The sequence below is a fragment of the Hafnia alvei genome, from assembly GCF_034424155.1.
In the GTDB taxonomy this organism is placed as follows: domain Bacteria; phylum Pseudomonadota; class Gammaproteobacteria; order Enterobacterales; family Enterobacteriaceae; genus Hafnia; species Hafnia alvei.
This window is the reverse complement of sequence record NZ_CP139992.1, coordinates 215,159-237,204: the sequence shown is the minus strand read 5'-3', so window position 1 is coordinate 237,204 and position 22,046 is coordinate 215,159. Positions and strand designations below refer to the sequence as shown.

Annotated in this window: 19 protein-coding genes; 9 read left to right on the top strand and 10 right to left on the bottom strand. The window is 50.2% G+C overall.

Going from position 1 to position 22,046, the window contains the following annotated elements; all coding sequences use genetic code 11:
• Nucleotides 1-48 precede the first annotated feature (48 nt).
• Nucleotides 49-888 carry a dienelactone hydrolase family protein gene (locus tag U0008_RS01110; RefSeq protein ID WP_043490306.1) on the bottom strand — a complete coding sequence of 280 codons (840 nt, stop codon included), beginning with the start codon at nucleotides 886-888 and terminating at the stop codon, nucleotides 49-51.
• 418 nt (nucleotides 889-1,306) lie between these two features.
• Here U0008_RS01110 and udp point away from each other — a divergent pair, with 418 nt between their 5' ends.
• Nucleotides 1,307-2,068 carry a uridine phosphorylase gene (gene udp, locus U0008_RS01105; RefSeq protein WP_025802213.1) on the top strand — a complete coding sequence of 254 codons (762 nt, stop codon included), beginning with the start codon at nucleotides 1,307-1,309 and terminating at the stop codon, nucleotides 2,066-2,068.
• 66 nt (nucleotides 2,069-2,134) lie between these two features.
• Here udp and fsa read toward each other — a convergent pair whose 3' ends face one another.
• Both fsa and ptsP read right to left on the bottom strand, forming a co-directional pair.
• A complete protein-coding gene (fsa, locus tag U0008_RS01100; RefSeq protein WP_043490304.1) occupies nucleotides 2,135-2,797 on the bottom strand; it encodes a fructose-6-phosphate aldolase in 663 nt (220 codons plus the stop codon).
• A gap of 16 nt (nucleotides 2,798-2,813) precedes the next feature.
• On the bottom strand, nucleotides 2,814-5,315 hold the full coding sequence (ptsP, locus tag U0008_RS01095; RefSeq protein WP_043490301.1) for a phosphoenolpyruvate--protein phosphotransferase: 2,502 nt from the start codon (nucleotides 5,313-5,315) through the stop codon (nucleotides 2,814-2,816).
• 338 nt (nucleotides 5,316-5,653) lie between these two features.
• Here ptsP and U0008_RS01090 point away from each other — a divergent pair, with 338 nt between their 5' ends.
• The 5 genes from U0008_RS01090 (at nucleotide 5,654) to U0008_RS01070 (ending at nucleotide 10,670) form a co-directional block, all read left to right on the top strand.
• On the top strand, nucleotides 5,654-6,736 hold the full coding sequence (locus tag U0008_RS01090; protein ID WP_043490299.1) for a PTS fructose transporter subunit EIIC: 1,083 nt from the start codon (nucleotides 5,654-5,656) through the stop codon (nucleotides 6,734-6,736).
• Between the two features lie 21 nt (nucleotides 6,737-6,757).
• Nucleotides 6,758-7,078 carry a PTS fructose-like transporter subunit IIB gene (locus tag U0008_RS01085; RefSeq protein ID WP_043490296.1) on the top strand — a complete coding sequence of 107 codons (321 nt, stop codon included), beginning with the start codon at nucleotides 6,758-6,760 and terminating at the stop codon, nucleotides 7,076-7,078.
• A 71-nt stretch (nucleotides 7,079-7,149) separates the two neighbouring features.
• On the top strand, nucleotides 7,150-9,447 hold the full coding sequence (locus U0008_RS01080; protein ID WP_043490295.1) for a formate C-acetyltransferase: 2,298 nt from the start codon (nucleotides 7,150-7,152) through the stop codon (nucleotides 9,445-9,447).
• Nucleotides 9,413-10,300: a [formate-C-acetyltransferase]-activating enzyme gene (locus tag U0008_RS01075; protein WP_043490292.1), complete on the top strand. Its 888-nt coding sequence runs from the start codon at nucleotides 9,413-9,415 to the stop codon at nucleotides 10,298-10,300. The genes U0008_RS01080 and U0008_RS01075 overlap by 35 nt, the downstream gene beginning before the upstream one ends.
• Before the next feature lie 25 nt (nucleotides 10,301-10,325).
• Nucleotides 10,326-10,670 (top strand): PTS fructose-like transporter subunit IIB, encoded by a 345-nt coding sequence (locus U0008_RS01070; protein ID WP_025802200.1) that lies wholly within the window; start codon nucleotides 10,326-10,328, stop codon nucleotides 10,668-10,670.
• A 25-nt stretch (nucleotides 10,671-10,695) separates the two neighbouring features.
• Here the strand turns inward: U0008_RS01070 and U0008_RS01065 are convergent, their stop codons facing one another.
• Nucleotides 10,696-11,556, bottom strand: coding sequence for a helix-turn-helix transcriptional regulator (locus U0008_RS01065; RefSeq protein WP_395038450.1), 861 nt, complete (start codon nucleotides 11,554-11,556; stop codon nucleotides 10,696-10,698).
• 311 nt (nucleotides 11,557-11,867) lie between these two features.
• On the opposite strand from U0008_RS01065, the gene U0008_RS01060 reads away from it, so the two are divergent.
• Nucleotides 11,868-12,356 (top strand): hypothetical protein, encoded by a 489-nt coding sequence (locus tag U0008_RS01060; RefSeq protein WP_051874055.1) that lies wholly within the window; start codon nucleotides 11,868-11,870, stop codon nucleotides 12,354-12,356.
• 194 nt (nucleotides 12,357-12,550) lie between these two features.
• Here the strand turns inward: U0008_RS01060 and metE are convergent, their stop codons facing one another.
• Nucleotides 12,551-14,827, bottom strand: a complete 2,277-nt coding sequence (metE, locus tag U0008_RS01055; RefSeq protein WP_043490290.1) for a 5-methyltetrahydropteroyltriglutamate--homocysteine S-methyltransferase — start codon at nucleotides 14,825-14,827, stop codon at nucleotides 12,551-12,553.
• A 282-nt stretch (nucleotides 14,828-15,109) separates the two neighbouring features.
• On the opposite strand from metE, the gene metR reads away from it, so the two are divergent.
• Nucleotides 15,110-16,117 (top strand): HTH-type transcriptional regulator MetR, encoded by a 1,008-nt coding sequence (gene metR / locus U0008_RS01050; RefSeq protein ID WP_043490288.1) that lies wholly within the window; start codon nucleotides 15,110-15,112, stop codon nucleotides 16,115-16,117.
• On the opposite strand, the gene U0008_RS01045 is transcribed toward metR, so the two are convergent.
• Together U0008_RS01045 and U0008_RS01040 are read right to left on the bottom strand one after the other, a co-directional pair.
• Complete coding sequence (locus U0008_RS01045; protein ID WP_043490283.1) at nucleotides 16,026-16,895, bottom strand: carboxylate/amino acid/amine transporter; 870 nt, start codon at nucleotides 16,893-16,895, stop codon at nucleotides 16,026-16,028. The two genes, metR and U0008_RS01045, sit on opposite strands and share 92 nt — an antisense overlap.
• A gap of 103 nt (nucleotides 16,896-16,998) precedes the next feature.
• On the bottom strand, nucleotides 16,999-17,883 hold the full coding sequence (locus U0008_RS01040; RefSeq protein WP_043490281.1) for a LysR family transcriptional regulator: 885 nt from the start codon (nucleotides 17,881-17,883) through the stop codon (nucleotides 16,999-17,001).
• A gap of 101 nt (nucleotides 17,884-17,984) precedes the next feature.
• Between U0008_RS01040 and U0008_RS01035 the strand changes: the two genes are divergently transcribed.
• Nucleotides 17,985-18,581, top strand: a complete 597-nt coding sequence (locus tag U0008_RS01035; protein WP_043490279.1) for an NAD(P)H oxidoreductase — start codon at nucleotides 17,985-17,987, stop codon at nucleotides 18,579-18,581.
• 60 nt (nucleotides 18,582-18,641) lie between these two features.
• Here the strand turns inward: U0008_RS01035 and U0008_RS01030 are convergent, their stop codons facing one another.
• From U0008_RS01030 to U0008_RS01020, 3 genes are read right to left on the bottom strand one after another with little or no spacing between them, the layout of a single operon-like run.
• A complete protein-coding gene (locus U0008_RS01030) occupies nucleotides 18,642-19,781 on the bottom strand; it encodes a DUF4056 domain-containing protein (protein WP_147440553.1) in 1,140 nt (379 codons plus the stop codon).
• Nucleotides 19,778-20,920, bottom strand: coding sequence for a BamA/TamA family outer membrane protein (locus U0008_RS01025; protein ID WP_096386025.1), 1,143 nt, complete (start codon nucleotides 20,918-20,920; stop codon nucleotides 19,778-19,780). The genes U0008_RS01030 and U0008_RS01025 overlap by 4 nt, the downstream gene beginning before the upstream one ends.
• Nucleotides 20,920-21,996, bottom strand: a complete 1,077-nt coding sequence (locus tag U0008_RS01020; RefSeq protein WP_025802184.1) for a hypothetical protein — start codon at nucleotides 21,994-21,996, stop codon at nucleotides 20,920-20,922. The genes U0008_RS01025 and U0008_RS01020 overlap by 1 nt, the downstream gene beginning before the upstream one ends.
• Between the last annotated feature and the right edge of the window lie 50 nt (nucleotides 21,997-22,046).

Genomic DNA, 22,046 nt, shown 5'->3' with positions numbered 1-22,046 from the left:
GTGAAAAACGGTAAAACCCCGCCGCACTGAATCCCAAAAACCAGCTGATTAATCAAGCTTATTCACACCGCCATAGGTAGCAAACCATGCCAACATACGCTCCCAACCGTCTTTCGCCGCCTCAGCGTTGTAACTTGGGCGATAGTCGGCATAAAAGGCGTGGCCTGCCTGTGGATAAACAATAATCTCCGCCGTTGCGTTGGCTGCACGCAGCGATTGGCGCATGGTGTCCACCGTTTCTTGCGGAATACTGTCATCCAAACCACCATAAAGCCCTAACATCGGCGCGCTGAGCTCTGCGGCAATGTCTACAGGATGCTTAGGAGAGGTGAGCGTTTTGTCCCCAACAAAGCGTCCATACCACGCAACCCCCGCTTTAAGCTGCGGATTATGCGCGCCATATAGCCACGTAATACGCCCGCCCCAGCAGAATCCAGTGATATACAGACGACTAGCATCACCACCGTGACGAGCCGCCCAATGTGCCGCGTGGTCTAAATCACCCAGCACCTGTTTGTCTGGCACTTTGCTGACGAGGTTTTGAAATAGCGTTGGAATATCGGTGTAATCACTGGCTTCGCCCTGACGAAAATACAGCTCGGGCGCGATAGCCAAATAGCCCTGCTTGGCTAAACGGCGGCAAACATCTTGAATATGCTCATGCACACCGAATATTTCCTGCACGACCAACACAATCGGTAGCGGGCCATCGGCATGCAAGGGTTTAGCTAAATAAGCAGGAAGATCGTCTCCCTGAGAAGGGATCGTAGTAAAGCCTGCATGCAAACCTTCGCTATCGGTATGAACGGTACTCTGAGCAATCGTGCCCGCAGCGGGGGAGAACGTGGATGGCGAGTTTACCAATGTGATGAGATCTTCAGTCTTCATGTAAAGCTCCCTGTCTGAATATATTGCAAGAATGTTAAGTATAAATAGCAATAATTTGTTTGCTTGAGAAGCAAACCCTCAATAATTGGCGTTACATCGCGACGATAAGCCAACGTAGCCAACGCCGATGCAACTTCATATATGACGGGTATAAACAATCTTCTGGAAAGCCAAGACAACACATTATCATCCACCAAATGCCCGCTTCGCTGGCGAACACAAAATAGGCATGCCACACTGTTGGCGGTGAAAAAAACGGCTAACTCGCCACTTTATGTGATTTTAATCACAATTATTTGTCGTTCTTGTTATTGTTTCTTCATACGTAGTGATTTGAGTCACGCATTTAGCCGATGAATTTCAGTAGAGTGCGTTTTTGTTCCTCCTTACAACTTATAGCAATGACAGAGGAGTCCGTATGTCTAAGTCTGATGTTTTCCACCTTGGCCTCGTAAAAAGCGATCTGAAAGGCGCAACCTTGGCTATCGTTCCTGGTGATCCTGAGCGCGTAGAAAAAATTGCCAATTTGATGGATAACCCAGTTAAGCTGGCCTCACATCGTGAATTCACGTCTTGGCGTGCAGAGCTAGACGGCAAATCTGTCATCGTTTGCTCAACCGGCATTGGCGGCCCATCAACGTCTATCGCCGTTGAAGAACTGGCACAGTTGGGTATTCGTACCTTCCTGCGCGTAGGCACCACTGGCGCAATTCAGCCGCACATCAACGTGGGCGATGTACTGGTCACCACCGGTTCCGTACGTTTAGATGGTGCGAGCCTGCACTTTGCCCCAATGGAATTCCCAGCCGTTGCTGACTTTACCTGTACAACCGCTCTGGTAGACGCCGCTAAGGCCGTTGGCGCAACCACTCACATCGGCGTAACCGCCTCCTCTGACACCTTCTATCCTGGTCAAGAGCGCTACGACACCTTCTCTGGCCGCGTAGTGAGCCGTTTCAAAGGCTCAATGAAAGAGTGGCAGGAAATGGGCGTGATGAACTTTGAGATGGAGTCAGCGACTTTGCTGACCATGTGTGCAAGCCAAGGCCTGCGTGCAGGTATGGTTGCGGGTGTTATCGTTAACCGCACTCAGCAAGAAATTCCAAATGCAGAAACGATGAAGAAAACAGAATCTCACGCGGTGAAAATCGTCGTTGAGGCCGCTCGTCGCCTGCTGTAGTCAGTAGTTCTCTAATTTGAAAGGGAGGCGTAGGCCTCCCTTTTTTACGTTATTTATCCTAAGACCTTACAAAGACAAACAACCAAACGCCCCTTGCCAGTCCTGTTCAAATTTATCCACCGCCGCATCCACGGCTGGGGAAGCCAAAAATTGCTGTGCCACATCTAGCGGCAGCGTTATCGCTTCACAACCCGCTAATAAGCAATCCAAGGCCTGACGCGGTGTTTTAAAACTGGCTGCTAGCACTTTGGCGTGCGGAGCATGCATCTCTAACAGCGACTGAAGTTCCTGCACCGTTTTAATTCCATCACCACCCTGTGCATCAATGCGATTCACATAAGGTGCGACATAATCAGCGCCCGCCAGCGCAGCCAATAATCCTTGCGCGGCACTATAAACCGCAGTCCCCAGCGTTGGGATGCCTAATGTCTTCAGCTGCTTAATGGCCGCCAGACCTTCCTGCGTTACAGAGATCTTCACCACCAACCCAGAATTGCGCTCCGCAAGCTGTTTGGCCTCTAAAACCATCTGCTCAGCATTTCGCCCCATCACCTGCGCAAATAAAATGCCATTGCCACCGAGAGCCTCCCTAAGCTGCGGCAAAACCTCCCAAACCGGCTGGCCTCCTTTGGCGACAATGCTTGGGTTAGTTGTCACCCCTTGCAAGGGGAAAATACGAGCCAAACGTTTTACTTCTGCGATATCCGCGGTATCTAGATAGAATTCCATAGCCTATTTCCTTAGATTAAATATCTAGCTCACGAGCCAGTAAATTAGCCACATCGGTTGCCTCTTTGGCTTCAACCAGCGCCGAGCGAAACTCTTCATGCATAATGCGACGCGCTAATCGAGAAAAAATGCGCATATGCTGATCGCCAGCGGCATGTTTGTTCAGCGTTAACATGATGATGTATTGGGCTTCCTCGTCTCCCCAAACTACAGGCTGTGGAAGCCGCGCAACGCTGATGGTGGACTGCTCAATATGCTCGGATTTGGTGTGTGGAATAGCGAAACCAAAACCCAAGCCGGTAGAAAACACCGCCTCTCTCGCCCACAGATCTGCTTCCAGCTTGCGTGGATAGCGGCAGCGCCCTGCCAACAAAAGGTTATCGGTCATACCTTTGATGACTTCTTCTTTGCTGCGCCAATCATCACTTAGCGAAATACAGTCTGCGCTAATCAACGGCGCGTCTTGCTGCGTCATCCTGAATTGCGCCAATAAATGCTCTACCTCTAAAGACGTGCGGCAGGCCATCGCTTGATTAAGTAACAAACGGCACTCTCGGCTATCTAGCTGTGCCAGACGCGCTTTGGTGGCAGGAATTGAAGGGGCGCTCATGCTAATTTCATCAAGCCCTAGCCCCAGCAGAAGCGGTAGAACAGAACCTTTCGCACCAAGTTCACCGCATAGCCCAATCCATTTACCCTGCCGATGTACTTCACGAACGGCATGATCCAGCGCACGTAAAAAGGCAGGATTTAGGCTGTTATAGTGTTTCGTCACTTTGGCATTATCGCGATCGACGGCGAGAAGATACTGGGTCAGGTCGTTGCTGCCGATACTAAAGAAATCAATTTCTTCGCAGCATTGATCGATGATAAACATCACCGACGGCACTTCTAGCATGATGCCAAGCTGGATCTTTTCATCGAAAGGGATCTGTTCTGCACGTAAGTTTTGCTTCACTTCAGCCAGTTGATCTTTCACCCATAAAATCTCTTCCATGGAAGAAATCATCGGGATCATTATCTTGAGTGAACCATGCGCGGAGGCGCGCAGGATCGAGCGCAGTTGAGTATGGAATAGAGAAATAAATTCCTGATAGATACGCACGGCGCGATAGCCAAGGAACGGGTTATTTTCTGCCGGGATCTTAAGATACTCTACCGGCTTATCGCCCCCGATATCCATCGTTCGCACAATAATGCTACGCCCATTCGCTCCCTCTAACGCCTGACAATAAATATTGTAAAGCTCCTTTTCTGAAGGCGCATTGGCACGATCCATATACAGCATTTCGGTTCGGAACAACCCTACCGATTCGGCACCGTTACCAAACGCCGGTGCGGCCTCAATGGAATGGGCAATATTCGCGGCCACTTCCAAACGTACGTCGTCTGCACTGCGTCCTTGTGCCGAAAGATAGGCTTGCTGCTGTTCACGAATGCATGCCTGTACCTGCGCTTCCTGCTGATAATAGCGTTGTACTTCAGGCGATATCTCCAGCGCGATCAGCCCTAAATCACCGTCAATCTGCACGTTTTGCTGCACATAATCTGCAAGGGCATTGGCGTCAACGCCAACTAACGTTGGAATATTGAATGAACGCGCCAAAATAACCGTATGCGACGTACTACCGCCGCTGTTCAACAGCAGGCCCTTCAATAGCGATTTATCCAGCTCTAAAAACTGACTTGGCGTCAGTTCATCCGCCATGCAAATGCTGTTTTGCTGTAGGGCTATTTGGGAAGGGAACCGTTGAGTCCCATAAATTTGCTGCAACAGCTGGAAGCACACATCACGTACGTCTAACGCACGCTCTTGCAGATATTCACTGGCCGATGCGGCAAACTGCTGACAGAAATACTCACCGGCAGCCACGATAGCTTGGGCACAGCTAGCACCTTCAACAACCTGTTCTAAGAGCTTATTACGCAGAGAGTTATCACTTAATAACGAACGATGCGCCTCGAGAACCGCACTGGCCGTTCCGCTATCATCCATCAATTGAAGTTCCAAAGACTTCAATAGGCGACTTAGCCCAGCGTCCAGCTCTCTTTGCTCTACTTCCACGCCGCGTGACGCTGGCAGCTCACCCAGACGATTAAAATCGATGCCAGACAAATGCACCAAAATGCCATTCGCAATCCCGCCGCAAACTGAACGCGCACGCACAATTTTAGGGTGCAGATTGGTTAAGGACTGCGGTAATTCTTCCTCCTGCGTTTGTGCTACCTGTGGCAAAGGCGCATCGCAGTGGGGGAATTCGTTCTTAATGAAGGAAGACAGGCGCTCGAGCGCCTGCTCGGCATCAGCGCCCTCCATCATGAGATGGCATTCATCGCCGTGCAAAGTATCGGTACCAATCAGCGCCAAAGCACTTTTGGCATTCCCTTTTCGTCCAGTGCGTAAATTAAGCCACTCAATATGCGCGGTGAACTGATTGCACAGCGTTTCGATATGGCTCGCCGGGCGGGCATGAACACCGTTCGGTAATTCACAGGTAAATTTCAGCACTTGCGACATGGCACACTCTCCTGAGCTAACGCTTGATAATGCTAGACAGGATAGAAGCAGTGCGACCTATGCGGATATGGGACAAAAATGCCAAACACTGGACAAATGTAATCACCCGTAAAAAGTGAGATGCCGCTCACATCGCAAATTAACGCTAGATTCTTCGATTCATTCACCATAAGTTTGCGCCCGATCTCATTTTCATCCACACCGTACAAATATCCAGTAAATGGCATTTTTCTCCACTGTCTGCCGAACTTTAGATTGCCTATTGTGGAGTCCAGTTTCGAGTCAGATCGGCCTTAATGGCTCATCCTATGCATTTACTCTCTGTACTGGAGAACGCGATGAAAGAGTTGGTTCAGATACTTAAAAATACCCGCCAGCACTTAATGACTGGCGTCTCACACATGATCCCTTTTGTCGTCGCCGGCGGCATCCTACTTGCCGTGTCCGTCATGTTGTACGGCAAAGGTGCCGTGCCCGACGCAGCGACCGATCCCAATTTAAAAAAGCTATTTGATATCGGCGTTGCTGGTCTGACATTGATGGTGCCCTTTCTGGCTGCCTATATTGGCTATTCCATCGCCGACCGCTCTGCGCTGGCTCCCTGCGCCATCGGTGCATGGGTAGGAAATTCATTTGGCGCGGGCTTTTTCGGGGCCATCATTGCTGGGATTATCGGCGGTATCATCGTGTTCTATCTCAAGAAGATCCCCGTTCCCAAGATCCTACGTTCGGTCATGCCTATCTTCGTTATTCCAATTATCGGCACTCTCCTGACTGCGGGGATCATGATGTGGGGATTAGGCGAGCCCGTTGGTGCGCTCACCTCAGGCCTGACACATTGGTTACAAGGTATGCAGCAGGGAAGCATCGTCGTCCTTGCGGTCATCATGGGGCTCATGCTGGCTTTTGATATGGGTGGCCCTGTCAACAAAGTCGCCTACGCCTTCATGCTTATCTGCGTTGCTCAAGGCGTTTATAGCGTTGTGGCCATTGCCGCCGTCGCGATTGCCATTCCGCCTCTTGGGTTGGGTTTTGCCACCCTGATTGGCCGCAAATACTACAACACCGAAGAAAGAGAAGCAGGCAAAGCCGCGTTACTTATGGGCTGCGTTGGCGTCACCGAAGGCGCAATACCTTTTGCCGCCGCCGACCCATTACGGGTAATCCCATCCATCATGATCGGCTCCGCCTGCGGTGCGGTAACCGCTGCATTGTTTGGCGCTCAGTGTTATGCAGGATGGGGAGGGCTTATCGTTCTGCCTGTCGTTGAAGGAAAGCTTGGTTATATCGCCGCGTTGGCCGTTGGCATGGTGGTTACCGCGCTGTGCGTCAACTTATTGAAAAGTTTGGCAGCCAAAAAACAGGCCGTACAACCTGAGAATCAAGAAGACGATTTAGATCTGGATTTTGAAATCAATTAATTCTGTTTTGAGGACATCATTATGACAAAGATTATCGCTGTAACCGCTTGCCCATCAGGTGTTGCCCATACTTATATGGCGGCTGAAGCCTTAGAACGCGCGGCGAAAACCAAAGGCTGGGAATGCAAAGTTGAAACCCAAGGCTCCATCGGATTAGAAAACGAATTAACGGCCGAAGACGTTGCATCTGCAGATATGGTGATCTTAACCAAAGACATTGGCATCAAGTTCGAGGAAAGATTCCAAGGTAAAACCATCGTACGCGTCAACATCAGCGACGCGGTTAAACGTGCAGATGCCATCATGGGCAAAATAGAGTCCCATATTTCACAAATGGCCTAATTGCAGGAACCGATGTGGATTGTTAAATCCATAATCATTTTCCCCGCTGAATTCTCGGATCGGAGTCCACTATGACCGCTCGTATCGAACGCTTAAAAGCAGCGATGTTTGCTAACCCTAGAGAAATTTCACTGGAGCGAGCCTTGCTCTATACCGCAAGCCACCAGCAAACTGAGGGCGAGCCAACGATTTTGCGCCGAGCGAAAGCCACCGCATACATACTCGATCATGTTGAGATCTCTATCCGAGCCGATGAGTTAATTGCGGGTAACCGCACCGTTAAACCACGCGCAGGGATCATGTCTCCGGAGATGGATCCCTATTGGCTTCTCAAAGAGCTAGACCAATTTTCGACTCGCCCACAGGATCGCTTCGAGATCTCAGAGGCAGATAAAGCCATTTACCGTGACCAGCTATTCCCTTATTGGGAAAAGCGTTCAATGAAAGACTTTATCAATGGGCAGATGGACGATGAAGTTAAGGCCGCAGTAAAAACGCAAATTTTCAGTATTAACCAAACCGATAAAGGGCAAGGGCACATCATCATTGACTACCCTCGTCTGCTGAAAAATGGCCTAGGCGCGCTGGTCAGCGAAATGCGCTTACTGATCGCCGAGCAACCTGATAACGCTTTTTATCAAGCTGCTTTTCTACTGCTAGAAGCCTCGCAGCGCCACATACTGCGTTATAGCGCGCTAGCGCAAGAAATGGCGTTGGCTTGCCCTGATGAGCGTCGTCGCCAAGAACTGGTCACAATAGCAGAAGTATCCGGCATCATTTCCACTGAGCCTCCGCAGGATTTCTATCAGGCCTGTCAGCTGTTTTGGTATATGAACATCATCTTGCAATATGAGTCGAACGCCAGCTCCCTTTCGCTAGGGCGTTTTGACCAATATATGCTGCCCTTCTATCAATCGTCATTGAATCAAGGCGAAGACCCACTTTTCCTGCGCGAACTATTGGAATCACTGTGGATCAAATGCAACGATATCGTGCTGCTACGCTCCACCTCAAGCGCACGCTATTTTGCTGGTTTTCCAACGGGTTATACCATCTTGCTGGGTGGCCTAACGGCAACAGGTCGCAGTGCGGTCAACATCTTGTCGTTTTTATGCCTAGACGCATACCAAAGCACTCAGCTTCCACAGCCCAACCTCGGCGTGCGTGTGAATGAATTAATCGACCGCCCTTTCCTGTTGAAAACTGCCGAAACTATTCGCATCGGCACGGGTATTCCCCAGATCTTCAACGATGAAGTCGTTGTCCCTGCATTTTTGAATCGGGGCGTTTCGCTAGAAGACGCACGAGATTATTCGGTGGTCGGCTGCGTAGAACTCTCTATTCCGGGCAAAACCTACGGCTTGCATGACATTGCCATGTTTAATCTACTCAAAGTCATGGAGATCGTTCTGCTTGAAAATGAAGGCAACGCTAATCTGCATTACGAAGATCTCTTGGAACAGATCCGCAACAAAATTTGCCACTACGTAAAATTGATGGCGCAAGGCAGTAATATCTGTGATATCGGCCACCGTGATTGGGCGCCGGTACCGCTGCTTTCATCCTTCATTAGTGATTGTCTCAGCAACGGCAAAGACATCACCGAAGGGGGAGCGCGCTACAATTTCTCGGGAGTGCAAGGCATCGGTATCGCGAATCTCAGCGACTCTCTGCATGCGTTGAAAGGCATGGTCTTCGATCAACAGCGACTTAGTTTTGATGAGCTGATTGCAACACTGAAGGCTAACTTTGCAACGCCAGAAGGTGAGAAAATTCGTGCCCGCCTTATCAATCGCTTTGAGAAGTACGGCAACGATATCGACGTGGTGGATAACATCAGCGCCGATCTACTGCGTTTTTACTGCAAAGAAGTTGAAACCTACCGCAACCCTAGAGGTGGGCAGTTCACACCGGGTTCCTATACTGTTTCAGCCCATGTTCCGCTCGGTGCGGTAGTTGGCGCAACGCCAGATGGGCGTTACGCAGGTGAACAGCTGGCCGACGGTGGGCTATCGCCGATGCTCGGTCAAGATGCACAGGGGCCCACCGCCGTGCTCAAATCGGTGAGTAAATTGGATAACTATCTGCTTTCAAACGGTACATTGCTGAACGTGAAATTCACTCCGTCCACACTCGAAGGGCAAGCTGGGCTGAATAAACTCGCCGATTTTCTGGGTGCATTTACTAAGCTCAAGCTACAACATATTCAATTTAACGTGGTGAATGCTGAGACATTACGTGCCGCACAGGAGAAACCACAAGATTACGCGGGGCTCGTAGTGCGTGTGGCTGGTTATAGCGCCTTCTTTGTTGAGCTGTCGAAGGAGATCCAAGATGACATCATTCGCCGTACGGCACATCAGCTCTAACCCGCCAACATCCGCTGGGCGCTTGCCCAGCAATATGGCGCGGATCTTTAATATCCAACGTTATTCGCTTAACGACGGCGGCGGGATCCGCACCGTCGTATTTTTCAAAGGCTGCCCGCACACCTGCCCGTGGTGCGCAAACCCTGAATCTATTTCTAACCAAATACACATCGTACGCCGCGAAGCCAAGTGCCTGCATTGCCAGCCGTGTCTGAATAATGCCGATGAGTGTCCGGCCGCTGCGATGGAGCGTATTGGGCGCGATATTTCGCTCGACGATCTTTTGAAAGAAGTGCTGAAAGACGACGTATTTTTCCGTTCGTCTGGAGGGGGCGTCACCCTCTCTGGCGGTGAGGTACTGATGCAAGCGCCTTTTGCCCGCCAATTCCTCACCCAGCTTAAACATTTAGGTATTAATACCGCCATAGAAACGGCAGGCGATACCAGCCTCACAACGTTTCTCGAACTGGCCAAGCAGTGTGATTCCATCCTGTTTGATCTAAAAATTATGGATGAGGAACGAGCGAAAAATCTGCTCAATATGCACCAACCACGTGTTTTACGTAATTTCACTCGGCTGATAGAAGAAGGAATACCACTTATACCACGTGTGCCGCTTATTCCCGGCTACACGCTGGACGTAGACAATTTTCAGGCCATATTAAAATTCTTGGCACCTTTTAAACTCCCCGAAATCCATTTACTGCCGTTTCATCAGTTTGGTGAGGCCAAATATCGTCTGCTCAATCGCCCTTATAAAATGAGCGACGTAGTAGCACCTAGCGAGGCAGAGATCGAACCAATACGGCAACTGGCCATCAAGGCTGGATATCGTGTTATAACGGGCGGGTAATGAGTGTGCTTGCGAGGATACGAAAATGACCATCAAACTGGTTGCAGTCACCGGCTGCATTAGCGGCGTAGCTCATACCTATATGGCCGCAGAGCGATTGGAGAAAATCTGCCAACAAGAAAAATGGCAGGTAAAAATTGAAACTCAAGGGGCACTTGGTATCGAAAATCTGCTATCAGAGCACGACGTGGCCTCTGCGGATGTCGTGTTATTAATTGCCGATATAGAACTGGAAGGTGCCGAGCGCTTTACCCATTGCCGCTGCGTTCACAGCAGTATCAGCACATTTCTGCGCTTCCCGGAGCGCACATTAACAGCGGTGAAAAAGATCGTCACATCACCGCAGGAAACACACATCAACATCGCCTAGACAGAATATTCGCTAACCTGTTTTGCTACGCCTTATCCAATAACTGACTCCGATACTGGCGGCGATACTCCGAAGGAGAACGTTCGGTAGTTTTCCGAAACAGTCGACAAAAGTAGTTACTATCAACAAAGCCACACGAATGAGCGACTTCCTTTACTTTCATATCGTAGCGTTTCAGCAAATGCTTGGCCTGTTCAAGGCGCGTGTAGTTGAGATATTCATTAAAACCTACGCCTCCCGCTTTTTGGAATAGATGTGAAAGGTAATTAGGCGAAATATAAAATGCCTGCGCAACAGACTCGCGGGTTAACGGATCGCGATAAAATTCATCAACATGCTGACGCACCGCGTCAAACAACGCCTGACTACGTGATGCGGTCTGAACCTGGCTGCCGAGTAAATCTAAACAATGACTAATCAATCCCTTCACGATGAAACGCGCCGTGTTTTGATCGCGCTGGTTCCACGTCAGTTCATTTAGCGCCTGCAATAGAAATGAGCCCACACGCGGGCCACGACGCGCCACATTTTGCTTACCCAAATCCTGATACTGCTCACCGTTCCAGCTTAGTAAACTAAACCCAAGCTGCTGCTTGCCGAACAAAATGCTCAACGTTGTCACCGGTGTACTCCATTCAGGGCTATTCCACCCTCCGGCCGGAACAAACAGGGCGTCACCCGCTTGCAGAATATGTTCAGCCGAACCGCCTTGCACGTCCTCCCACCTCATTTTTTGCTGGCCTTCTAACACCAGTTCTAAGCGCGGGAAATTAACCTGATATGCCAGTTCCGGTGCAGGTTGCTGATTACCCGTAAAATACACCTGTCCTTGCCGCTCAGGCTGCTTTAACCACAACGTCAGCGCATGGGTAAGTTCTCTCATCAGCATTGCATCCTTGATATCAATAGGCTTGATTTAGTTTTTTTGAGAATAACACAGAGCTTTTAGCGCCAAGAGGTTCTTTGGTTTGACCTTTTCATCACATGGCACGTTATGTTAATGCTTTGTTGCATTTTGTTTGGTTTTATATTGTTAAGGAATGGATAGACACGAATTCATTCCGTACAAACCCTCTTTCTTTGCTCATAACTAAAACACCCTATTCGGCAGGCCATCACATCGTGTGGTGGCCTCGTTATACGCAACAGCTCCATGACGGTTTGATTCATAGGTTTAGCTACGTACGGAGGCAAATTATGAGAAAAATCAGATACCATCACACCTTATTGGCTTCAGCGTTGCTGGTGTTTTCTGCGTCCAGTTTGTCGGGGCAGCTACCTAACTGCGAAAGCGTGGTACGTCAGGCCAACGAACAGCTCATGCATCAATCCTCAGCAACCATAAACGATACTCAGGGTTTGAGCTCTTTAATCCGCCAAATCAATCAGCACCAAGAGCTACCCGCCAGCTATGTCACCACCGATAAAGCAAAGCGATTTGGCTGGAGTGGAAATACACAAGAATCTATTTGGGCGAGTAATTTACTGTTAGAAAACAAAAGTATCGGTGGGGACGCCTATGATAAAAGCCCAAACAATGCCAACGAGCGCTGGTACAGTGCTGATGTCGATAGTCTGCGCGGATATCGCAGCGGTAAGCATTTAATTTATCAGCCAGCAAACGCAACTTACTATCTCACCACCAACGACGGCAGTTCCTTTGTCGCGATTCCTCAATGCCTGTAGCTGATGAGTCGGATGCCGCATTGCGCAGCATCCGAAACCAAAGATATTTTATCGATCGTTTATTAAACCGAGATACACGGGGCTATCGCAGGGCGGGGCGCTCCGGCAGCTAAAGCTGCTACGACCCCATCCCTACGATTCCCCTAAAATCAAACTTGAGTAAACATAATTAAACTCAAGCAACTAGCGTCCTATTAAGCCTCAAGCTCACGCAGACGCTGCGCCGCTTTAACCATGTTCGCCAATGACTGGCGCGTTTCTGGCCATGCACGCGTTTTCAAGCCACAGTCTGGGTTTACCCACAGACGCTCGGCCGGAATGTTTTGCGCGGCTTTACGTAGTAGATCTTCAATCCACTCAACGCTCGGCACATTTGGCGAATGGATGTCATACACGCCTGGGCCGATCTCGTTTGGATATTCGAACTCTTTAAACGCCTCCAGTAGATCCATATCAGAGCGAGAGGTCTCAATGGTAATCACATCGGCATCCAGCGCCGCGATAGAATCCATGATGTCATTGAACTCGCAGTAACACATATGCGTGTGGATCTGGGTGTCGTCTTGTGCAACGGCCGCATTCAGTCGGAAGGCGTCAACCGCCCACTCCAGATATGCCTGCCAATCAGAGCGACGCAGCGGCAAACCTTCACGCAGTGCGGGTTCATCAATCTGAATAATACCAATGCCTGCTTTTTCCAAATCTTCGACTTCGTCACGCAATGCCAACGCGATTTGCTTCGCAATGGTTTCACGCGTCACATCTTCACGCGGGAATGACCAGCAGAGGATCGTCACCGGTCCTGTCAGCATGCCTTTCACCGGTTTGTCCGTTAGCGACTGAGCATATTTCGCCCACTCAACGGTAATCGCTTCAGGGCGGCTAATATCACCAATGATGACCGGAGGTTTAACACAGCGGGAACCGTAGCTCTGCACCCAACCATTTTGAGTAAACACAAAGCCATCAAGATGCTCACCAAAATATTCCACCATGTCATTACGTTCGGCTTCACCATGCACCAGCACGTCCAGACCTAGACGTTCCTGCTCGGCAATGGCCTGCTTGATATGTTCGCTGATGCCCGTGCGATAGTTGCTGCCATCAACGCGGCCTTGTTTGAAGTCTAAACGCAGGCCACGGATCTCCGTAGTTTGCGGGAATGAGCCGATAGTTGTTGTCGGCCATGACGGTAAATTGAAACGCTTGCGCTGGGCTTCGGCGCGCTGTTCATAAGGCTGGTTACGGGCGCTATCACGCGCTGTAATCGCTGCCAGACGCTGCTCTACCTGCGCGTTATGCACTCGGCGAGAGCTGCGACGCGCACGGATCGGTGCGCTGTAATCCGCTAACGCTTGCAGATTCTCTGCAACCGGTTCGTTAATTGCCTGAGTTAACAGCGCCAGCTCAGCACATTTTTGCAGAGCAAACGCAAACCAGCTTTTCACCTCTTCGTCCAAACGTGTTTCCACGCTCAAATCAATCGGGCTATGCAGCAGGGAACATGAAGAACCCACCCAAATTTGGCGCTGAGCCACCAGCGGCTGAATACGCTCGAACCACTGGCTGACATCAGCGCGCCATACATTACGGCCATTAATCGCACCGACCGATAATACCCACTCCTGCGGCAGCGCATTATGCAAGGCGTTCAGGTCATCTTTGCCGTGCACTGCATCAACATGCAGGCCTTGAACCGATAACGAACGGATGGTTTCAAGGTTATGGCTGATCCCTTCGAAATAGGTGGTCAGCAGCAGTTTCACCTGCCCCGCCAACGCTTGATAGGCTGGCTGATAAGCATCGAGCCATTCCTGCGGTAATTCGAGCACCAGCGCAGGCTCATCAATTTGCACCCATTCAATACCGCGATCTGCCAGCGCTTTCAGAACCTGCTGGTAAACCGGCAAAATATCTTGCAGAAGGTCTAAGCGATCAAACTGTGCGCCTTTGACCTTACCGAGCCACAGATAGGTGATTGGCCCGAGCAGCACTGGCTTGACGTTATGACCCAACGCCAACGCTTCATCCACTTCTTCTAACAGTTGCGTCCACCCCAGAGAAAATTTCTGCCCCTGCGTGAATTCCGGAACCATGTAGTGATAGTTGGTGTTGAACCATTTGGTCATTTCAGCTGCCGCCGCAGGTTCGCCGCTTGGTGCACGTCCACGACCGATGCGGAAAAGCGTATCCAGATCGATTGAGCCGTCTGCATTTTGATGACGAGCAGGTACGTTGCCCAGCAACAGACTGGTGGTTAACACATGGTCATACCATGCAAAATCGCCGACCGGCAGTAAATCAACGCCCGCTTGCTGCTGCTGTTGCCAATGACGAGCACGCAGTTCTTTACCCACGGCCAGTAGTTCATCTTGAGAGATAGTGCCCGCCCAGTAACTTTCCTGTGCTTTTTTCAGTTCGCGACGCAGGCCGACACGCGGAAAACCTAAAGTGTGATTGATTACGCTCATTATTCTTACCCCATTATGTAGAGAGATATCACCGATATAGCCGCGTTCGGCGTCGGAATTATTGTGGCTATACGCTGAATAATTCGGGTTGAAGACCGGCGAAAAACTTGTCAGTCCCTAGGAGGTAGATCGCGATGTCACTAGGGGTGAACAAGCTTAACCAACGCATCTGCAACTTGAATTATGATGTGTATAGCCATCTAGATGTTTACACATCCATAATCCACAGGTACTGTATATCGAACAAGCGCAAATTATTCACACTCAAGGTGAAAGACTCTCATGATCGAACTGAAACACTTAAGGACGCTACAGGCTCTGAGAAATACGGGCTCTCTAGCCGCTGCGGCAGCGCAGCTGCATCAAACGCAGTCCGCCCTTTCACATCAGTTCAGTGATTTAGAGGAACGCTTGGGCTATCGCTTATTTGTGCGTAAAAGTCAGCCGCTGCGTTTTACCGTGCAGGGTGAGATTATGTTGAGGTTGGCGGAGCAGGTTTTACCGCAGATCCAACAGGCGTTAAAAGCCTGTAACGAGCCACACCAAAGTGCGCTGCGCATCGCCATTGAATGTCATAGCTGTATCCAATGGCTTACCCCAGCGCTAGATAAATTCCGTGAGCATTGGCCGGATGTTTCCGTCGATTTTCACTCCGGCGTCACCTTCGATCCCCAGCCAGCGCTGCAACAGGGTGAACTGGATCTGGTCATGACGTCAGACATCTTGCCGCGCAGTCATTTGCATTACACGCCGATGTTTGACTATGAGGTTCGGTTGGTGCTTTCGCCCGAACATCCTTTGGCAAGCAAAGCTGAAATAACGCCGCAGGATTTAGCTGATGAAACGCTGCTGATTTATCCAGTGCAACGCCAACGCCTAGACGTATGGCGCCACTTCCTACAGCCAGCTGGCGTCACGCCCGCACTAAAAAGTGTGGATAACACGCTGTTGCTGATTCAAATGGTTGCGGCACGAATGGGCATCGCTGCGCTGCCGCATTGGGTGGTAGAGAATGTGGAACGCCAAGGCTTAGTCGTCACCAAGCCTCTCGGTGACGGTTTGTGGAGTCGTCTGTATTCTGCGGTTCGTGACGGTGAACAAAATCAGCCCGTTACCGAAGCATTTATTCAGTCCGCCCGCCGTCATGCCTGTGAGCATCTGCCATTCGTGCGTGATGCGCAGGTTTATCACGGCAAGATTACCCGTGATGCTTTATCTCACGACGAACAATCCATCGACGATGCACCCATAGAGAAAGCGCAATCACCGCGCCACCGGCAATCAGTCTAATCCAGTCCGGGTGCTGCTGCCAGATCGCCAGATTAACCAGCAGCCCCGCAGGGATCAGCACGTTATTCATGATGGCTAACGTACCGGCATCCACCTGCGTTGCCCCATAGTTCCACATGAAGTAGCCCATACCGGAAGCCCCCACGCCCAGCCAGATCAAAATCCCCCATTGTAATCCCGTGGAGGGCATCATCTGATGATGACCAAACAGCAGCCACGCCGGTAAAGCGATACAAAGTGCGCCTAAATAGAACCATGAAAACGCGTTGCGCTGCGGCATCGGGCTGATTTCCATCACGCGCTTATACCCCACCTGCCCAATTGCAAAACAGATATTAGCGCCCTGAATGAGAGCAAAACCGAGTAAAAACTGGGGGCTTAACGGGTTATAGCGAATAATCAGTGCGCCTAAAACCGCCAGCAGCGCGCTAAATAAATACCCCCAGCGCAGCCGATTTCCCTGCATCAGATCGTAGATCAGCGTGACGTAAATCGGCGTCATGATGGTGAACAGCAGAACTTCTGGCACCGAAAGGTACAAGAAGGACTGGTAGTAAAACAGATACATCACCCCGAGCTGGCAGGCACCGAGCGCCATATACAGCAACGCCTGTTTGGCTTGTACCCCGCGCCAGCGCAAGAAGGGTAAAAAGACCAGCGCAGCAAGCGCGACTCGCACTAATACCGCAAACCAACCATCAACCTGACCGGCCAGATAAACGCCAATCAAGCTGAATGAAAATGCCCACAACACGGTGGTGAGAAGTAATAAAATCACGAAGTCTTATGCCCATTGCAGATTTAGGCAGTAATTCTACTCAAGGATGCGTATGAATGTTGGGCGAAGTAGGTTTACATCTGAATGATTTTCAGCCATCCGTTCAAGCGGATTTAATATAGTCGACAAAGGCACGCAAACCGCAGGTCATATACTGCCGACTCGGATAGTACAGCTGGAATCCTGGCCGCTCCGGTAACCACTCGTCGAGCACGGAAACCAACCGGCCACTTTCAAGATGAGACTTCACTTGGTCATAATACAAAAAGCCAATACCCGCCCCGAGCAAAGTGGCATCCAACATCGCATCTACGTCATCTAAAATAATATTGCCGTTAGGGGCGACCTCTAGCTTTCCTTCAGGCCCATAAAATTCCCAGTGATAAGGCCGCCCGCTGGGGAAACGGAAGATAACGCTCTGATGATCCACCAGCTCACGCGGATGAGTAGGCTTTCCATGCTGGATGAAATAATCCGGCGTGGCGACCACGGCAAACTTAACCGGTGGGCCGATAGGAATGGCGATCATATCTTTTTCCACAATCGCACTTGGGCGAACCCCTGCGTCAAAAGCCTCACCCACGATATCAGCCAGTTTATCATCGGTGGTGATTTCTACTTTGATATCAGGATACTGACGTGAAAAACCCACCACCAGCGGAATCAAAAACAGCTTGGCTGCCACACGCGCCGCATTAATTTTTAATGTTCCCATCGGCAAATCACGAAAGCAGTTCACTTCATCGATCATGGTATTGATTTCATCAAACGCGGGACGCATTCGATCGTACAAACTCTTACCGGCTTCGGTCAGCGCAACGCTGCGTGTGGTACGGTTGAATAGCCGGATTTTAAGCCGCTGCTCAAGCTGCTTAATCGCATGACTTATCGCCGAAGGTGATAAGCCAAGCTCATCTCCCGCCGCACGAAAGCTTTTATGCCGCGCAACAACGATGAACGGCGCAAAATCGGAAAAGTTCAGCCGCATTAGTGAAAATCCTTCATCAACCTATCCCAAATACTCACTTTTACAGAATTATCTTTCCCTCGTAAAGTGTCAGCCACACCTTAAGAGATTGAGATAACTCCATGAAATCAGAGAAAATGTATATTGTATGGGCGCATCCACGCGCTGATTCATTGACCGCACATATTGTTGAGGCCATGCAGAGCCAAGCCGCACGCCATGCTATCGACGTGACTACACTCGACCTTTACCGCCGAGGGTTTAATCCCGTGCTAGACGTTGAGGATGAGCCTGACTGGGAGAATCCAAACAAGCAATACTCACCCGACGTGCATCAGCTGTATAGCGAACTGGAAGGCCACGACACGCTGGTAGTCGTCTTCCCACTGTGGTGGTACAGCTATCCAGCCATGATTAAAGGGTATATGGATCGCGTTTGGAACCATGGGCTCGCCTACGGTGGGAAAGGGTTTCCGGCGAAAAAAATTCGTTGGGTGGCGTTGGTTGGCGGCTCACAATCAGGTTTTGTGAAATACGGTTGGGAAAAAAACATCACCGATTTCCTCACCAGCTGTGGCAGCTACTTAGGCGTTGAGGACACTAAAATTACCTTCCTCTACAACACCATAGGCGTTGAAGAAGACATTGCCGATCGCGAAAGTCATTACCAATCGCTGTTCGCTATCGCTCGCGAAGTGATTGACGAAACAGCAAATTAATCGGCTAAACATTGCCAAAAAAGGGACGCACACTTACGTCCCTTTCGCTACATCTCACTACTATTTTTGCGCGCTCAAATCCACGGCATCCTCCACTCTGGCATGAAGCGCCAAGGCGGGAAAATCACGGAAAGTATAGTATTTGGCAGGCGCAGGCAGTTGCTTCATGGAACGACCGGGCCAGAGCTGAAGCTCTCCCAACGCTTGCATCTGCAAACCAGCCCATTCATGAGGAAGCTGTAGGCGCAGCGGCTTCGCCTGCTCACCCGGTACCGGCGTAGGAACGCGGTCGTCTTCCGTTAGGTAATTACGCTTCAACACCAGAAACTTCTCCGGCACGGCGCGATGGCTATTCCACCAATTACCATCCAGCATATCGAATTGGAAACGCGTATCGCTGGCGTCTACCGCACCTAGGCGATGCAACGCATCCGGCAAAACTGTCTGCATAGCCACATTAAACTGCGCTACCGAAGTCGTGTGTCCTTGCAAAATCAGCGACGTTGCTAAACGAGCACCGACTAAGTTCGAATAGAGATCTTCCGGTGAAAAAGCAGAAATTCCTTCTGAAAATCCGGGAACCGACTCAAAACCATACCACTGAGCAATTTCATGCCACGCGGCTACTTGGAATGCTAAATAACTCGAGAGATAAGCGGCCAACGTAAAGCGCTCGGCTTCATCCTGCGGAGGCGTGAATGCAAACAGCGTGATTTGGCGTTTCGCGAGTTCTTGGCTAAGTTCAATAGTTTGCGCCTGACCCAACTGCGGCCAAATATGGCTGAACAGATAGAGCGTCATATCCGCCGTATCACGCACATGCGCAATATCGATGAATCCACCCCGCGTGGTATACAGCAAACCATCTTGTTCGCTGCTGATCCCCATGAGATTGGCAACCGCACCAAACAGACTGTCGTTATAGTGATGTTCCCCCAATGAATCAGCCTCTACCACGTTATTAAGCTGATAAAAGGGAACCGGGATCCCCAGCGCCTGTGCTTTTAAGTTATAGCCAAAAGCACAGCACGGGCGTAATCCATCGGGGGCAGAAAGTCGTTCAACCGTTGGCCACACACGCGTAGCGCTCTGCTGAGGCGCAGTTGATAGATCAGGCGTAATCGGCAATTTTACGTTCGCTGAACAGGCAGATGTCAGCAAGATCAGACTCGATAGTCCATATTTGAGCACAATGTTCAAAATGCTTCCCCTACCTGAAAATAGAATCCCGTGCTGCCTTTACCGACGCCAAGATCGAGACGAACGTTCATACGCGGCTTAAATTCAAAACGATAGCCCACGCCCACCGAGGGCAGCCATGCGCTTTGGCCTAAATCTCGCGTATTTGGCCCCATGGTGCCCGTTCCCAGCCAGCCAACGACGCCATGACGCCAATCTAACTTGCGTCGATATTCGATTTGCGTGCTCACCACGTTTCGATCGCGATAACGTCCTTCATAATAACCACGCATCCGATTGTTGCTGCCCAACAACGGCAGCATATTCCATGGAACATCGCCCTGCGTGAAGCGGCCATCAACCTCCCATGCCAGCACATTTTTTTCATCCAATGCGTGGTAAAGCGCATAGCGGCTGTCCAAAGAGTCAAAGCGGGTATCACTGCCAAGCCCAGGAGCATAATAGGTATAGGTTAAATTCACCAACTGACCATGCTGGGGATTGGAAACAAAATCACGGGTGTCGTAGGTAAACGTTGCGCTAGCGCCCGAGCTCAGCACCGAGGTACCCGCTTTTTCGCGCTCTAGCGTTCCGCGATCTTTATCTTGAATTGATGCAGCATGGACGGAGGAAAATGACCAACCAAGGCCTAAATAGGTGTTCGGTGCAATTCGGTAGAGCAGATCGGGCTTAGCGCTGAATTCCTGCGAGGTGTATTTCTGTTTATCATCATCGTTGCGGCCAGCGCTAAATCCCGTCCCCCAGTAATAGGTCGGCATATCGTTGAGTGCGCCGCTGAGATAAAAGCGCCATGCGTCGTCAGCAAAAAAGCTGTAGTTCTCTAAACCTAAACCGAAAGCGCCGGTAGAACTGGCAAATCCGCTCAATGAGAGCGTTGAGTTCTGGCTAACGTGATCGTTTTTGTCCGGACGATACATGCCAACTATGGCCATACCGACGCCCAACCCTAACTCTGGCGTATAAAAAGGGCCCGGCATCACGCCCCAATCAATACCTTTATCAGGGTTAAACTGGTTATCCGAACCGAGTCCTTTTAACCAGCCATCCACCTGCTGACGCGATGGCAGGAGATCTCCTGCCTGCGCGAAAGAGGAAATGCTAAGGCAAACCACGAGCCAAAGCCCGCCAATACCCCGCATTAGAAGCGGTACTCACCGGAGACAAAGAAGCTATTACGTTCGGCAAAACCAATTTCAGTTAATACATTGAAGTTGCGGGTAATTTCATACTGTGCGCCAACCAATACGTTCCAAGGCGATTGCAGATGCTGTTTGACATCAAAGCGGCCTTTACCGTCAGGATCGGCGATGTTCATCAGACCAGCCAAATCGCCCGGCATATTGAGATCAGATAGGCTGCCTTTGAACTCCTGCTGAACGTCCTGATACATGCTTCCGACCCAGACATTCAGTTTGCTTGGTGCCATGTGCAAGGCATCAATCGCAGGGATAGTAAAACGATAGCCAACGCGTGGAGACAGCGTGAAAGCGTCAATGCTGCCGTCTAAAATATCAAAACGAGTTTGCGTATAGTTCATATCAACCATCGCGAACCAGTCCTCATAACCTCCGACAAAAGTCGTACCAGCACCGTAGGTTGTGCCTTTAAATTTCAATTTGAAATCGAGATCTTGAAGTTGGCCGCTATCATGCATGCCTTTTACGACTTGGGCGATAATCCAGTCCATGCTGCCCATAGGGTATTTCGAAGGATCGGAATTAACCGACACTTTGGATAAAGAACTGCCTTTGGTATGACCCACAATCCCATACACGTTCATGAATGGCAACAGCCACATATCCAATTTCAACGTATCGGTTTTACTTTTCTGGCGAGTCTTATCTACTTTTATATCGAATAAACTCGATGGAAGCTGGTAACTATCCCATCCCAGCCCATTGAAATTAATGCTATCCACATTAATGTTCTGGCGAATATTCATATGGCTAACGCTGACACCAAACGGCAGCGGTAAATCATAGCCGCGTGCGCGCGCTTCATCTCCCCAAATAGGCAGGATAGAAGATTCTTTTTCAGGCGTCGCAGCAACCGGCGCTGATGATGTCGTCGTGTGGGCATCACTTCCCATAAGAACCGGCGTTGCAGCCTGATCAATCATGGTCTGAGTCGAAGCCGGCGTAGCTGGTGTATCAGCAAAGGCTGAGGAGGAAATAATTGCAGCAGGAAGCAGCACAAACAGCGCAGAGTTTTTCATTTTTTATCAGATTTTAAGGATGAGAATATGCGTGGAAACTCAATAGAGAT

Bases quoted from the DNA above. Each gene is read 5' to 3' on its own strand.
- U0008_RS01060 (WP_051874055.1), top strand. From the start codon at position 11,868: ATGAGAAAAATCAGATACCATCACACCTTATTGGCTTCAGCGTTGCTG.
- U0008_RS01110 (WP_043490306.1), bottom strand. From the start codon at position 888: ATGAAGACTGAAGATCTCATCACATTGGTAAACTCGCCATCCACGTTC.
- udp (WP_025802213.1), top strand. From the start codon at position 1,307: ATGTCTAAGTCTGATGTTTTCCACCTTGGCCTCGTAAAAAGCGATCTG.
- U0008_RS01090 (WP_043490299.1), top strand. From the start codon at position 5,654: ATGAAAGAGTTGGTTCAGATACTTAAAAATACCCGCCAGCACTTAATG.
- U0008_RS01075 (WP_043490292.1), top strand. From the start codon at position 9,413: ATGACATCATTCGCCGTACGGCACATCAGCTCTAACCCGCCAACATCC.
- U0008_RS01070 (WP_025802200.1), top strand. From the start codon at position 10,326: ATGACCATCAAACTGGTTGCAGTCACCGGCTGCATTAGCGGCGTAGCT.
- fsa (WP_043490304.1), bottom strand. From the start codon at position 2,797: ATGGAATTCTATCTAGATACCGCGGATATCGCAGAAGTAAAACGTTTG.
- metE (WP_043490290.1), bottom strand. From the start codon at position 14,827: ATGAGCGTAATCAATCACACTTTAGGTTTTCCGCGTGTCGGCCTGCGT.
- U0008_RS01025 (WP_096386025.1), bottom strand. From the start codon at position 20,920: ATGCGGGGTATTGGCGGGCTTTGGCTCGTGGTTTGCCTTAGCATTTCC.
- U0008_RS01040 (WP_043490281.1), bottom strand. From the start codon at position 17,883: ATGCGGCTGAACTTTTCCGATTTTGCGCCGTTCATCGTTGTTGCGCGG.
- metR (WP_043490288.1), top strand. From the start codon at position 15,110: ATGATCGAACTGAAACACTTAAGGACGCTACAGGCTCTGAGAAATACG.
- ptsP (WP_043490301.1), bottom strand. From the start codon at position 5,315: ATGTCGCAAGTGCTGAAATTTACCTGTGAATTACCGAACGGTGTTCAT.
- U0008_RS01035 (WP_043490279.1), top strand. From the start codon at position 17,985: ATGAAATCAGAGAAAATGTATATTGTATGGGCGCATCCACGCGCTGAT.
- U0008_RS01085 (WP_043490296.1), top strand. From the start codon at position 6,758: ATGACAAAGATTATCGCTGTAACCGCTTGCCCATCAGGTGTTGCCCAT.
- U0008_RS01080 (WP_043490295.1), top strand. From the start codon at position 7,150: ATGACCGCTCGTATCGAACGCTTAAAAGCAGCGATGTTTGCTAACCCT.
- U0008_RS01020 (WP_025802184.1), bottom strand. From the start codon at position 21,996: ATGAAAAACTCTGCGCTGTTTGTGCTGCTTCCTGCTGCAATTATTTCC.